This window comes from Paenibacillus sp. SYP-B3998, from assembly GCF_010820665.1.
Taxonomy (GTDB): domain Bacteria; phylum Bacillota; class Bacilli; order Paenibacillales; family NBRC-103111; genus Paenibacillus_E.
This window is the reverse complement of record NZ_JAAIKC010000006.1, coordinates 229,971-243,827: the sequence shown is the minus strand read 5'-3', so window position 1 is coordinate 243,827 and position 13,857 is coordinate 229,971. Positions and strand designations below refer to the sequence as shown.

15 protein-coding genes are annotated in these 13,857 nt (G+C 44.9%); 11 read left to right on the top strand and 4 right to left on the bottom strand.

The window, feature by feature from the left end:
- The first annotated feature begins 2 nt into the window (after positions 1 to 2).
- Together GK047_RS17615 and GK047_RS17610 are read left to right on the top strand one after the other, a co-directional pair.
- Positions 3 to 1,022, top strand: a complete 1,020-nt coding sequence (locus tag GK047_RS17615) for a Gfo/Idh/MocA family protein (protein ID WP_163949466.1) — start codon at positions 3 to 5, stop codon at positions 1,020 to 1,022.
- A 29-nt stretch (positions 1,023 to 1,051) separates the two neighbouring features.
- Positions 1,052 to 2,035: an AraC family transcriptional regulator gene (locus GK047_RS17610; protein ID WP_205516843.1), complete on the top strand. Its 984-nt coding sequence runs from the start codon at positions 1,052 to 1,054 to the stop codon at positions 2,033 to 2,035.
- Between the two features lie 90 nt (positions 2,036 to 2,125).
- On the opposite strand, the gene mtnA is transcribed toward GK047_RS17610, so the two are convergent.
- Positions 2,126 to 3,205, bottom strand: a complete 1,080-nt coding sequence (mtnA, locus tag GK047_RS17605; protein WP_163949463.1) for an S-methyl-5-thioribose-1-phosphate isomerase — start codon at positions 3,203 to 3,205, stop codon at positions 2,126 to 2,128.
- Complete coding sequence (gene mtnK / locus GK047_RS17600) at positions 3,202 to 4,428, bottom strand: S-methyl-5-thioribose kinase (protein WP_163949460.1); 1,227 nt, start codon at positions 4,426 to 4,428, stop codon at positions 3,202 to 3,204. The genes mtnA and mtnK overlap by 4 nt, the downstream gene beginning before the upstream one ends.
- Before the next feature lie 211 nt (positions 4,429 to 4,639).
- On the opposite strand from mtnK, the gene GK047_RS17595 reads away from it, so the two are divergent.
- The 8 genes from GK047_RS17595 to sufB all read left to right on the top strand — a co-directional run bounded on the left by GK047_RS17595 (position 4,640) and on the right by sufB (position 11,435).
- Entirely contained in the window at positions 4,640 to 5,092 is a 453-nt protein-coding gene (locus GK047_RS17595) for a Dps family protein (RefSeq protein ID WP_163949458.1), read from the top strand.
- 90 nt (positions 5,093 to 5,182) lie between these two features.
- Entirely contained in the window at positions 5,183 to 5,353 is a 171-nt protein-coding gene (locus GK047_RS17590) for a hypothetical protein (protein ID WP_163949455.1), read from the top strand.
- A gap of 115 nt (positions 5,354 to 5,468) precedes the next feature.
- Positions 5,469 to 6,047 carry a DUF1802 family protein gene (locus GK047_RS17585; protein ID WP_163949452.1) on the top strand — a complete coding sequence of 193 codons (579 nt, stop codon included), beginning with the start codon at positions 5,469 to 5,471 and terminating at the stop codon, positions 6,045 to 6,047.
- A gap of 160 nt (positions 6,048 to 6,207) precedes the next feature.
- Positions 6,208 to 7,038, top strand: a complete 831-nt coding sequence (gene sufC, locus GK047_RS17580) for a Fe-S cluster assembly ATPase SufC (protein ID WP_163949450.1) — start codon at positions 6,208 to 6,210, stop codon at positions 7,036 to 7,038.
- A gap of 13 nt (positions 7,039 to 7,051) precedes the next feature.
- A complete protein-coding gene (gene sufD, locus GK047_RS17575) occupies positions 7,052 to 8,347 on the top strand; it encodes a Fe-S cluster assembly protein SufD (protein ID WP_163949448.1) in 1,296 nt (431 codons plus the stop codon).
- A complete protein-coding gene (locus tag GK047_RS17570) occupies positions 8,344 to 9,573 on the top strand; it encodes a cysteine desulfurase (RefSeq protein WP_163949446.1) in 1,230 nt (409 codons plus the stop codon). Before sufD ends, GK047_RS17570 begins: the two co-directional genes overlap by 4 nt.
- Positions 9,557 to 9,991, top strand: coding sequence for a Fe-S cluster assembly sulfur transfer protein SufU (gene sufU, locus GK047_RS17565; protein ID WP_163949444.1), 435 nt, complete (start codon positions 9,557 to 9,559; stop codon positions 9,989 to 9,991). The genes GK047_RS17570 and sufU overlap by 17 nt, the downstream gene beginning before the upstream one ends.
- A 46-nt stretch (positions 9,992 to 10,037) precedes the next feature.
- The gene (sufB, locus tag GK047_RS17560; protein ID WP_163949442.1) at positions 10,038 to 11,435 is read left to right on the top strand and encodes a Fe-S cluster assembly protein SufB; all 1,398 of its coding nucleotides are present in this window, start codon (positions 10,038 to 10,040) and stop codon (positions 11,433 to 11,435) included.
- Positions 11,436 to 11,506: 71 nt separating this feature from the next.
- Here the strand turns inward: sufB and GK047_RS17555 are convergent, their stop codons facing one another.
- Both GK047_RS17555 and GK047_RS17550 read right to left on the bottom strand, forming a co-directional pair.
- Positions 11,507 to 12,004, bottom strand: coding sequence for a stalk domain-containing protein (locus GK047_RS17555; RefSeq protein ID WP_163949440.1), 498 nt, complete (start codon positions 12,002 to 12,004; stop codon positions 11,507 to 11,509).
- Between the two features lie 173 nt (positions 12,005 to 12,177).
- Positions 12,178 to 12,450 (bottom strand): hypothetical protein, encoded by a 273-nt coding sequence (locus GK047_RS17550; RefSeq protein ID WP_163949438.1) that lies wholly within the window; start codon positions 12,448 to 12,450, stop codon positions 12,178 to 12,180.
- Between the two features lie 173 nt (positions 12,451 to 12,623).
- Between GK047_RS17550 and GK047_RS17545 the strand changes: the two genes are divergently transcribed.
- Positions 12,624 to 13,733 carry a C40 family peptidase gene (locus GK047_RS17545; RefSeq protein ID WP_163949435.1) on the top strand — a complete coding sequence of 370 codons (1,110 nt, stop codon included), beginning with the start codon at positions 12,624 to 12,626 and terminating at the stop codon, positions 13,731 to 13,733.
- The last annotated feature ends 124 nt before the right edge of the window (positions 13,734 to 13,857 follow it).

The following is a 13,857-nucleotide window of genomic DNA, read 5'->3' as shown; positions in this document are numbered from 1 at the left end:
TTATGATTAGAGTAGCTATGTTAAGCTTTTGGCACGTTCATGCAAGAGACTACGCGCAACAAGCTGTTGAACATCCGAATACCGAAATTGTCGCCGTGTGGGATGAGCTGCCTGATAGAGGACAAGCGGAGGCGACCGCGCGCGGGGTTGCATTTTATGAGGACCTAAAGGAACTGCTTGTTAATCCAGAGATTGACGGGGTCATCATCGATACGCCGACGAACCACCATCGCGAAGTTATTATCAAGGCGGCACGAGCAGGCAAGCATATTTTCACGGAAAAAGTAATCGCTCCTACCTTACAGGAAGCGAACGATATTTTAAAGGCTGTTGCCGAAGCTGGTGTCAAATTAACGGTTTCATTGCCACGACTGAATGCGGGCTCTACCCAAGCGATTCAAGCCGTTTTGGAGCAGGAGCTGTTAGGTCAAATCACGTTGGTTCGGACTCGTTTATCCCATAATGGGGGGCTCCCGACAGCATCGAATCCCAATGGTTGGCTGCCTGAACATTTCTACAACGAAGAGCAATGCGGGGGTGGAGCGCTGATTGATCTCGGCTGTCATCCTATGTATTTAACTAGGCTTTTGTTGGGTATGCCAGAGTCGGTAAGCGCATCTTACGGCTACGTAGCGGGGAGAGACGTTGAAGATAATGCGGTGGCTACTTTGCACTATGCCAATGGGGCAATCGGCATTGTCGAGGCTGGCTTCGTCAATGCTTTTTCACCTTTTGTCATTGAAGTTCATGGAACCGACGGCAGCTTGCTTTATTCCGAGCAGGATGGAAAGCTGTGGCTTCGCACGTCAAGGCTCGCTGAAGCGAACGAGCAATGGATGGAGCAGAAGAACTGGCCGGCAGCCAAACCGTCCGCCTTCCATCAATGGGTCGCTCATATTCAGGCTGGCACTGAAGCTGTCGACAATATTCAATTGGCAACAGATTTAACCAAGCTGATGGAGGCATCGAATCGTTCCGCTGCAACGAAACAGCAGGTTCGTATTGATGCTTTGCTGCCATAAAAAAATAAGGGAGCGAAGGGAGGGAGTATATGAGCATAAGCAGCCACACGAAAGCGACTGTTCAGCCTTTTTATTTTGAACCTATGGTAGAAAATCCGATGGCATTGGATCGTTTGGACCTTACTTTTCGTTGGGGTTCTTACGGAATTCGTGTTTTGCGCTGTCATTTAACCTCCTTCCCGCCCGGTACCATAATTGATTTCCACCATCATTCAGATTATGAATTTCACTATATTCCCCGTGGTAAAGGGACTGTAACCTTAGATGGAGTTACTCATGCTTTACAGGAGGGGTTACTTTATTTAACAGGTCCTGGCGTCAGTCATCGTCAGGAAGCTGACGCAGATGAAAAGATGGATGAATTATGTCTTCATATTGACATCGTTAAACTAGAACAGCCTGCTGATCCATTCATCCATGCCGAGGCTTGGGGGGAAGCTTGGGAAATAGCGGAAGCAGATGCGTGCATTCTTCAGTTAGATGAACTTCCACATGTTCCTGCGTTTGATCGGCAAGAGGCCAAGAAATGGTTCCTTGTTGCCTACGAAGCTTGGCGCAGCAATAAACCGGGACAATACACCATTATGAAGCAATCCATCATACAGATGCTCTTGAGAACAGTGGGGGCGTACAATATTGAACAGCTTGGCTTGGATTTGCCGGCACGGGATATGAAGAGCTACCGCTATCAGCTTGCTGTGCAGTTCATTCAAGATAATTTCCGTCGTCCGCTGACACTGGAAATTGTTTCCGAGCGTGTGCAGATCAGCTCGCGGCAGCTGCAGCGTATTTTCAAAGAACTTGCTGGCTTAGCGTTCACGGATTACTTGCAGCAGGTTCGGCTTCAGCATGTATGCAGCGAGCTGCTGCAGAGCGTGTGGACACTCGAAAAAATAGCGGAGAACAGCGGTTTTGCAACGAGCAATTATTTGCATTATGTGTTTAAGAAAGCTTATGGGATGACACCCGTGCAGTACCGAGAAAGCATGTTGAGACACACCCAGAAAGATTAGCTGCTTGCAAAAAAAAGGCTGTCCCGTTTCGCAGAAATGTTTGCGAATAGGACAGCCTTTTATTATTAAGTGAGCAAGGCGGATAAAGGTTTATTCGAACAAAGTGCGCAGACTCTCCTTGTATGGAGCACGCAGGATACCTTTTTCCGTAATGATGGCCGTGACATACTCGTTTGGCGTTACATCAAAAGCGGGGTTATACACCTTCACACCTTGAGGTGCGGTACGCTTGCCGAACCCTTGCGTAATCTCGTCTTCATGGCGCTCTTCGATTGGAATGTCCGCGCCAGTTGGCGTGTTCAAATCGATCGTGGAGAGAGGTGAAGCGACGTAGAACGGAATGCCATGGGCTTTCGCCAAAACGGCTACGCTGTATGTGCCAATTTTGTTAGCGACGTCGCCATTAGCCGCTACGCGGTCTGTACCCACGATGACCGCTTGAATCCAGCCCTTGGACATGACCGCGCCGGCCATGTTGTCACAAATCAGCGTCACATCGACGCCAGCTTGCTGCAGTTCGAAGGCGGTAAGTCGTGCGCCTTGCAGCACGGGACGCGTTTCGTCCGCGAACACCTTGATGTTCATGCCTTTTTCTTTGGCCAAGTAGAACGGCGCTAACGCCGTGCCGTACTTGGCTGTCGCTAAGCCACCGGCGTTACAGTGTGTCAGTACGCCGAAACCGTCTTCGAACAGCGTTAGCGCGTGTTCGCCAATAAGGCGGTTTGTTTCTTCGTCCTCAGCTTGAATCTTCTGCGCTTCCTCAAGAAGCGATTGCTTGAAGGCGTCTGGACTTGTCCCGACTGCGGCCAAGCTCTCTGCCCGGGCACGCATACGGTCGAGAGCCCAGAACAGGTTCACAGCCGTTGGACGCGACGTCGCTAGGTAGTCCGCTTGCTTCTGAACTTCGGCCAGAAGTCCGTTCACGCCAGCTTCCGCATCCAAACCGCGAATACCCAGGTAAACCCCATAGGCGGCAGCAATACCAATCGCAGGAGCTCCGCGGACCTTCAAGTGTCGAATCGCTTCCCATACTTCAATAGGTGTCTCAAGCGGTAAATAAACAATTTCTTCTGGCAGCAATCGTTGATCAAGCAGATCAAGATGCTGATCTTTCCATTGCAAAGATTGTAAAGCGCCTTGCGCTGTTACTTCGGATGGTTGGTTCGTCATAGGGCAAATCCTCTTTCTTTTGCTGATTCTTTGGAGGCAATTTCGATGATTTCATCAATTGACTTGGCTTGGCGATTGAAACGAATTAATGTTGTTCCAATGGATAAGGCCAGGCGCTGCGCCTGTTCTCGCGCCGCTGCATCTTCAATTTTATCAATATCCGCTACATGTGCAAGTCCATAAACGCGACGTACCATTTTCGCTCCCGTGAATCCAAAGGTATCCTGAAGGAGCTGACCTAAGAAATAATCCTGGTAGCCAGGTGTTTCGAAAACGCGATCAACGCCATGTTCATTCCACAGCGCGCGGAAATTGTTTTCGAAATTCGTCCAAATGTCTTTAATTGTTTCCAATAAGTAGTTTCTGTAAGAAACGCGGCTTTCTTCATCTGGACTCCAGCCTTCTTGCGCAGCAAAGTTGAGTAAGAGATTGGCTAGTATGGCGCCAATATCAAATCCCATTGGACCGTAGTAAGCAAATTCAGGGTCAATAACTTTTGTAGAGTCTGGTTTAATGAAAATACTGCCCGTATGGAGATCGCCATGAAGCAGTGCTTGCGCGCTGGTCAGGAATTTATTCCGTAAGATCGCTACTTCCAAATGGAGCTCTTTGTCATTCCAAATTTGCTCGACAGCATCGCGGATCGAAGCTTCAATGTTGTTCGTTTCCGCATCGCGATAAGGATCGTCGAAAATCAAATCCTCTGTAATTTTGCAAAGCTCAGGATTAATAAAGCGTCCAAGTTGGGTTTTCTTCGCTTGCTGATTTTTTCCAAGGTCTGAGGTAAAGAAAAGAGTGTTCGCTAGAAATCGTCCAATATGCTCAGCGAAAAGGGGATACTTATTACGCTCTATGAGCCCTTTGCGCATGATAACGTGATCGCTCAAGTCCTCCATGACAGTAAGTGCAAGCTCTGGTTCATAGGTATAGACATGAGGAACCAGATCCGGACAAAGCGCTTCTTCAATTTGGAGGGCTTCGCTTTCAATACGCGCGCGGTCCAGCGTTAACGGCCACGATTCACCAACAACCTTGGCATAAGGCAATGCTTGCTTGAGGATGATGCTTTTCCCGGTTGTCGGCTCTGAGATATGAAATACGAGATTCAGATTACCGTCGCCTATTTCACGACTAGAGAGCTCAGAGCCAGCTTGGAATAAATTAGGTATCTTACGAGCGTACTCGATTGCTTGCGCTTCACTTAATGGATGATAATTCGACATATGAATGGCCTCCTCTATGCATTGGCTTCAATTCCAACCAAATTACTGTGTATTGTTCGTCTGTTCCTAGTATATGACAAAATGCCCAAGCTTGAAATACTTACTTATGAAAAGAAACACAATTTACATATTATAAACCTTATGTTGGCAAATTAGCATGTACAGCGAAGTTTCTAAACGAACATCCCAAATTGAAGGAGGCTATACAATTATGACCTTAACTGCAACAGCTCAATCGATTCAAGTCGTTTTAAACAAACAAATTGCGAACTGGGGATTACTCTTTGTAAAACTGCATAATTTCCACTGGTATGTAAAGGGAAATCAGTTTTTCACTCTGCATGTTAAATTTGAAGAGCTTTACAATGAAGCTGCTCTGCATGTGGATGAATTAGCGGAACGACAGCTCACCATCGGAGGACAGCCGGCTGCAACTATGAAAGCTTACTTAGAGCTTTCTTCGCTCAAAGAAGCATCAGGCGCTGAGACTGCTGCGAAAATGGTGGAAGCGGTTATAGAGGATTTCAGTATCGTTATTGAGGAATTGAAAGCGGGGATAAAGACAAGTGAAGAAGCGGATGACGAGACAACCTCCGATATGCTTCTTGCCATTCAAACTTCACTTGAAAAGCACCGCTGGATGCTTCAATCCTTCCTTGGATAAACACAATTTACAAATTCTTAAATCTGCACAAACATGAGCATAATGATAGATGTCTATACTGTAAGCATTAGAGATCTGGAGGCATGTAAAGTGATGAAAATCCTAAATCTACTGCTTATCTGTGTTGCTTGTTTCTTCTTGCTCCTGTTAGCTTTTGATTCGGATTCTCCTGCAACGCCGAAGGATCCCAATCCGATGAAAAGTAATCAAGAACAGTTTACCCGTATTCAACCTACCTATTATGCAGAAACTTCAAAATAAGGAAACGAAGGGATGGCCGAGGAGCCATCCCTTTGCGTTATTAGGCGCACATTGTTTTGATTCTCGAGATTCCTTATAATAAATAGCATTATATGGAGAACGAGGTGTATATTTTTTGGACACGAAACCAATAGCTTTAAAAGAATGGGCATCGGCTGTTGAAGCCTTGGCTAACGGCACGCAGCTATTTATTATGCGTAAGGGAGGAATTGTTGAAGAGACAAGGGATTTTCAAGTAGAATCAGATGCGTTTTTCCTCTATCCGACGTATGAGCATCAGCGGAAGGAATTATTGAAGGAAAGCTATCAAGGCTTTATCGACGACTCGTTAACAGGATGGAAGCCAGAGAACCCGAATGTTACGCTTAGTGTTTACGCTCAACTAGTTGAAGATATCGAAATTAGTGATCAGGAACATTTGAACAAGCTGTACCCTTTCCACATTTGGACTGAGAATTTTGCAGAAGAAAGATTGAAGTGGAAACGTAAAAACCCGCTGCATATTATGCTGTTAAGGGTGTACAAGCTGAACAATCCCGTCGATGTTACAATTGAACAGGCCTATCTTGGATGCAAGTCGTGGATTGAAATCCAAGCCGATTTGCCCAACGACCGAGCGATGACACCCGTTTTAAGTGACGAGCAATTCGCTGCACAAGTGGCTAAAATCAAGAAAAGCCTTGGTTCGCAATAAAGGGTACACGTTCACATGGGGCTCCGCTTTTTTTTGTGGAAATGCCCTTTCTTGATTTGGTTCGGTAAGTTATAATAGAATTATTCTAATGAGAATCAGTGATTATCATTCAAGAATGATTTTCATATTCAAGTACATTTACTCTATGGAGGCTTAAGAAATGGCGAACTCACCAACATTTACAATAGACGGTCTTAAAGCGAACGTCGAAGGAAAGGAAATTTTGAAAGGTCTTAGCCTGGAAATTAAAGGCGGAGAGATTCATGCGATCATGGGACCGAACGGTACTGGTAAAAGTACGCTTGCATCCGCATTGATGGGCCACCCGAAGTATGAAGTGACAGAGGGCTCCGTTACATTGGATGGCGAAGATGTTCTCGATATGGCTGTGGATGAAAGAGCACGCGCAGGCTTGTTCTTGGCTATGCAGTATCCGAGCGAAATTACTGGCGTAACGAATGCAGATTTCCTGCGCAGTGCGATGAATGTACGCCGTGGAGAAGGCAATGAAATTTCCTTGATTAAATTCATTCGTCAAATGGAAGCTAAAATGAAGCAATTGGAAATGAACCCAGAGTTCATGCACCGTTACTTAAACGAAGGCTTCTCTGGCGGTGAGAAGAAACGTAATGAGATTCTTCAAATGCTGCTGCTTGAGCCGAAAATCGTTATTTTGGATGAAATTGATTCGGGTCTTGATATCGATGCCTTGCGCATCGTTGCTGAAGGTGTAAACGCAATGCGCAGTGAAGAGCGCGGCTTCTTGATCATTACGCATTACCAGCGTTTACTGAATTACGTTAATCCTGATTTTGTACATGTTATGATGCAAGGTCGTATTGTTAAATCCGGTGGTCCTGAGCTAGCTGAGCGTCTGGAAGCGGATGGTTACGACTGGATTAAAGAAGAGCTCGGCATCGTGGATGAAACCGTTGGTCAAGACGCGGAAGAATTCAAAGTTCCTATGAACACGACTGCGCCGAAGTACTAATCAGGAGGAAACCATGAGCACTCAAACTACACTTTCCATTGATTCTAACGCAATCATCGCGCTCTCCCGCAGCAAGCAGGAGCCAGAATGGATGACTTCCCTTCGTTCAGAAGGATTGACGTTAGCACAATCCTTGGAATTACCTAAGCTTGAAAAGACAAGAATCGACCGTTGGAGCATCTCCGATTACGGAACCTATAAAGCGCAATCCCCTCTTGCATCCTTGGATGATCTGCCTGAAGTTGCTAAGGGGCTGGCAAGCCCGGATAATCTGATCGTACAAAGAAATTCGGGTATCGTTCACAAACAAGTTTCTGAGCAACTAAAGCAACAAGGTGTAATTTTCACTGATCTGGAAACAGCGCTTCAAGAACATGCTGATCTGGTTAAGCCTTACTTCATGAAAGCTGTGGAAGCCAATGAGAATCAGCTGACAGCTCTCCATGCAGCGATTTGGAACGGAGGCATTTTCATCTATGTGCCTAAAAACGTTCAAGTCGATATTCCACTTCAAGCTTTGTTTGTGACGGACGATGCAGAAGCAAGCTTTGCTCCTCACGTATTGATTGTTGCTGAGTCATTCAGCTCCGTTACTTATGTGGACAATTTCGTTTCCTCCTTGTCGGGTGCTTCCTTGGTACAAAACGGTATCGTTGAACTTTTCGTTAAACCGGGAGCTAAAGTAAGCTATGCTTCTATTCACAACTTGGAAGAATCCGTAACGGATCTGACATATCGCCGTGCCATTCTTGAAAATGATGCCAACATCCAATGGGTTGTAGGCGAAATGAACTACGGGAACTCGATGTCCGATACGACATCCATTTTGAAAGGCAACGGCTCCGATTCAGATGCGAAAGTCATCTGTGTTGGAACGGAAGAGCAGAAGCTGAACTTGACAACTCGTGCCGTTCACTGGGGTAAGGCATCGACAAGCGATATGATTACTCGTGCGGTTATGAGAGATAGCGCAACTGCTATTATTAACGGAATCACGAAAATTGAGAAAGGCGCGACAGGCTGTAATGGTCAGCAAACAGAGAAAGTACTGATGCTGAGTCCAAAAGCACGCGGCGATGCTAATCCAATTCTACTGATTGATGAAGACGATGTTAAAGCTGGTCACGCGGCGAGCGTAGGCCAAGTAAATGCTGAACAGGTGCATTACCTAATGTCTCGTGGTATTACGAAAGAAGAGGCGCAACGCTTAATTATATATGGATTCTTAGCGCCAGTCGTTTCTGTAATTCCTATCAAGAGCATTGAAGAGCAGCTGCAACGCTTAGTGGAGAGGAAGCTGGGACAATGAATACCTCGGAGATACGTGAACTTTTTCCCATTCTTAAGCAAGAGGTGAACGGTCATCCTCTGGTTTACTTGGACAGCGCTGCTACATCCCAGAAGCCTATTCAGGTGATTGAAGCACTGAAGCACTATTATGAGTGGGACAATGCGAACGTTCACCGTGGGGTTCACACCCTGGGCTCGCGTGCAACGGATGCCTATGAAGGGGCACGCGAGAAAGTAGCCAAATTCATTCATGCGTCAAGCGAGCAAGAGATCATTTTCACAAGAGGCACGACAACTGCAATTAATATAGTGGCAGGAAGCTTTGCGAAATCGGTGCTGCGCGAAGGCGATGAGATTGTAATTACACCGATGGAGCATCATAGTAACTTGATTCCTTGGCAGCAAGCAGCCAAGGCGACGGGTGCCACTTTGAAATATATTCCTTTACAGCCTGACGGATCGATTTCTATCGCCGATGTTGAGAATACAATAACAGAACGTACGAAAATTGTTTCCGTTGTTTATGTCTCTAACGTTTTAGGCGTAATCAATCCAGTTAAAGAAATTGCTCGTATCGCCCACAAGCATGGTGCGAAGATATTGGTTGACGGCGCGCAAAGCACACCTCATATGAAAGTGGACGTGCAAGATCTGGATTGCGATTTCTACGCGCTTTCTGGTCACAAGATGTGTGGTCCTACCGGAATCGGGGCATTGTATGGGAAGAAGGCATTGCTAGAAAGCATGGAGCCTGTTGAATTTGGCGGCGAAATGATTGATCATGTGGATTTATATGAATCGACATGGAAAGAGCTGCCTTGGAAATTCGAAGGCGGAACGCCAATCATTGCAGGAGCTGTTGGTCTCGGAGCAGCTATCGATTTTCTGCAAGAAGTCGGAATGGACAATATTTATAAACATGATATTGAGCTGACGAACTATGCGATGGAGCGTATGACCCAGATCGAGGATCTGATTGTCTATGGACCTACCAAAGATCGTGCAGGGCTCATAACGTTCAATCTAGGCGATGTACATCCTCATGATGTTGCAACCGTCCTGGATGCGGAGGGAGTCGCTGTGCGGGCGGGGCACCACTGCTGCCAGCCTCTTATGAGATGGCTGCAAGTGAGCGCCACTGCACGTGCTAGCTTCTATCTGTACAATACAGAAGCCGATATTGACCGACTTGTGGCGGCCTTACAAAAAACAAAGGAGTACTTCGGTCATGCAACAATTGGATGATTTATACCGCAGAGTGATAATGGATCACTATAAGAGTCCACGCAACCGTGGTAAATTTGAATCAGACGAAGCAGTCACGATCGATCTTAATAACCCCACTTGCGGCGATAAAATTTCGCTGCAAATGCAGGTGGAAGATGGCATCGTTAAGATTGCTAAGTTCACTGGAGAAGGCTGCTCTATTAGCCTATCTTCCGCTTCGATGATGACCGATGCTGTGAAAGGCAAAACGATTGAAGAAGCGCTTAAGATGGCGGAAAGCTTCTCTGGTCTGATGAAAGGCGAAAGCCCAGAATTCGAATATGAAGATATAGAAGCTTTATCTGGCGTAAGCAAATTTCCGGCACGGATCAAATGCGCAACCCTTGCATGGAACGCGCTTCGCAAAGGTATTGAACAATCTCAAAAGACCGAATAAGTACGAAATCAGTTTTGCTTAAGCAAAACTTGAGGAGGAATTAACCATGGCTAAACAAATGCCAGATCTCGAAGATTATAAGTATGGTTTTAGAGACGAGCACAAATCGATTTTTCAATCCGGTAAAGGCTTAACTCGTGAAATCGTGGAGGAAATCTCCAGAATTAAAGGCGAACCTGACTGGATGCTTCAATTCCGATTAAAATCGTTGGAACAATTTTTCGCAATGCCGATGCCTCGTTGGGGCGGTAACATGGATGATCTGGATTTCAATGATATCCAGTACTATGTAAGACCGTCTGAGAAGCAAGGTAAAACGTGGGAAGAAGTACCTACAGAAATCAAAGAAACTTTTGATAAATTGGGTATTCCTGAAGCAGAGCAAAAGTTCCTTGCTGGTGTATCGGCTCAGTATGAATCTGAGGTTGTATACCACAGTATGCAAAAAGAACTCGAAGATCAAGGCGTTATCTTCACCGATACGGATACGGCGCTTCGTGAGCACCCAGACCTGTTCAGAGAGTATTTCGGAACGATTATTCCACCAAGCGATAACAAATTCGCGGCGCTAAACAGCGCTGTATGGTCCGGCGGTTCTTTCATCTATGTTCCAAAAGGCGTGAAATGTGAAGTTCCTCTGCAAGCTTACTTCCGTATCAACTCCGAGAACATGGGACAATTCGAGCGTACACTCATCATTACTGATGAGGATAGCTTTGTGCACTATGTAGAAGGCTGTACAGCGCCAATCTACAGCACGAATTCACTTCACAGTGCGGTTGTTGAAATCGTTTGTAGAAAAAATTCCCGCGCTCGTTATACAACGATTCAAAACTGGGCGCCTAATATTTATAATCTTGTTACAAAACGTGCTGTTGCAGAAGAAGGCGCGACGATGGAATGGGTCGATGGTAACATTGGTTCCAAACTGACGATGAAGTACCCTGCTGTTGTACTGAAAGGCCGCGGCGCTAAAGGGATGGTTCTTTCCATCGCTGTTGCTGGTAAAGGGCAGCATCAAGATGCTGGTGCGAAAATGACGCATCTGGCTCCTGACACAACTTCAACGATCGTTTCCAAATCGATTTCCAAGCATGGCGGTAAAGTAACGTATCGTGGTTTGGCTTCCTTCGGACGCAACTCCCAAGGTTCCAAAGCGAACATTAAGTGCGATACATTGATCTTGGATAACGAGTCCACTTCAGATACAATTCCATATAACGAAATCATGAATGACAACATTACGTTGGAACATGAAGCAACGGTTTCCAAGGTTTCTGAGGATCAGTTGTTCTATCTGATGAGCCGTGGTCTTACAGATGCGGAAGCTACACAAATGATCGTTATGGGCTTTATCGAGCCATTCACCAAAGAACTTCCGATGGAGTACGCGGTTGAAATGAACCGTTTGATCAAGTTCGAGATGGAAGGTTCTATCGGTTAATTTTCTTTTATATGTTAAGGCCCTCATTCCTGTTAAACGGAATGAGGGCTTTTCTCTTTTGGCTTAATTAATTATTTTTGGTTTTTGAGGTCTGCAATTTCTTTTTCATATTGAACAATGTCGGCCTTAAGCTTATCTATTGTTTTCCTATGATCATCATTATTGGGAGAAGGAAAATTTTTTATCTTGTCTTCAAAAGCTGCAATGTTCACTTTAGCATTTTTAATAAGTACGTTATATTGATCAATTTTATCTTGAGTCGTTGGCGCTGGGGTTGGAGTTGGTTGTTGCGATGTTTTTGGGCCAGATGGAGTTGTATTTTTAGTGAGAACAACCTTGCGATCATCTGTAAAGGTAACTTTATAGCCCGCAGCCTCTCCGAACTCCCTTACAGGAAGATAGGTTTTATTGTCAACGACAATCGCATCTCCAAGTGAATTCCCTGCAACGGTTACAGGGAAAACCCCTTGGACAACTTGGTCAATCAGTTTATTTACTTCTTGAGCATGCGCGCCCGCTGCAGTTGCTATTACAAAACCGACTAGGCCGCCGATAATATATTTTTTCATAATTATTTCCTCTTATTTCATGTATTTTCTTGAGTATAACATAGATCGATACATTACACCTTCATTTGACGGGTATGGATGGATAAGAGGTGCCATTGCTGTATCCGTGTGACGGTTAGTAGGCGCTTTAGTCATCGGACAATTGAGTATTACGCTTATTTAAGCTAGATGTTTTATTTTAAGCTGATTTGTAAGGTTGGATCTACCCAAATTGGAATCACGATACTTGCTGTCCAGAGCAGGAATATAAGAAATGAAACAAGGGACAACATGAGCCCGTTGGATTTTCTATGACGAACGAAGCTAATTATACCCATGATAAAGGCAATAAGTCCGCAGATGAAACCAAGTGGCATAGGGATGAGAAAAAGGTTCATAGCAACGGCTATCAATCCGAAAATAGTTGCATAGATCGGTAAAGTTGAAGCAACTTTGATTTCATTCATACGGTTCACCAGCCTTGCATTATTTTTACGTACTCATCATATCATAGGGAGCCTTAGTAAGACGAATTACCTAATCATTCCCAGAGCTCTAAACTGCTTCCCGTACATATTTGCAACTGGTTTGTCTCACTCTAAGGAGGGTAAAAACAAGTCCTCAAAGGAGAAGAGAATCCATGTGGAATAGGTTGAAAGTAACAGCTGTGGGAAGTATGGTCGTTATTTTGGCAACGACTACAGCTTGCGGGAGCAATCACGCCCTGCCTAAAAATTCGGCAGCGTCTCCATCACCGTCTGCTCAACAAGAGAATACAGGGAGTCATTTAACGCATAACTTGTCACAAGATGGGCAAGGGTTGAAAATGCTAGGTATGGATGATGCCGTAGTTCCCATTAAAGCTATAGGAAGCATCAATTATGTATCGGCCAAAGATCTTATCCAAGTTCTGAAATTTCAATCAGGGTGGGATGCTTCGAATCAGAAGCTGTTAATAGGTGATAACGATGCTAATTATGAATTAATTATGAATTCCAACAAAGCAAGCAAGGAAGGGAATGAGCTTTCGTTGAGCCAACCCTTTATCAAAGAAGGGGATACCGCGTATATTCCCATTTCGGCTTTAGGTGATTTGTTCCAAGAAGATATGTCATATGAAGTAAGAGATGCTCAATTACGCATTCATCCTTCCTCAATCATCACAATGGAGCATGAAGATGATCCGGATCCACGAGGGAATGCGGCAGAACTTGAATTCGGAGATGATCCTGCGGACCCATTCAAAGGCGAGAAACGTGCAGTGAGCCCTGCCAATAGCCAAGTTCCGAATGAAGGTCTACAAGTCTGGTCACCGAATAGCCAGGAGGAAGCCATTCCTGTGCTAAAAAATATTGATATTAACGCTATGATTGATAAAGGGAAACAGTATTTAGGAGTTAAATACTTATTCGGCACAAAACCCTATCCACAAACAGGAAAATTCGATTGTTCTACATTCACCCAATATATATATGGGAAATATGGAATAAAGCTTCCGAGGGTAGCACGTGAGCAAGCTACAGCGGGTACACTTGTTAGCCGAAAAAGCTTACGCAAAGGTGACCTGATGTTCTTCTATGTACCGGGCCGTTTTAAAAGCAACAAGACTATAGGGCATGTAGGTATTTATATCGGAAATATGCAGATGCTTCACGCTTCCCCAAAGCCCAAAGATGGGGTGCAAATTACCAACATCGATAAAGCTTATTGGAAAGCAACGTTTCTGAGAGCAAAGCGAATAGCTGAATAGATGATTTTCAATGATGTCAAGTCTATCCTCTGAGGATAGGCTTTTTTACGTACATTCCTCGTGCATTCCCATTATTTTTTAACAATATGAAACAAAATGAAGGTTCGTGCGTTTTACATAATAG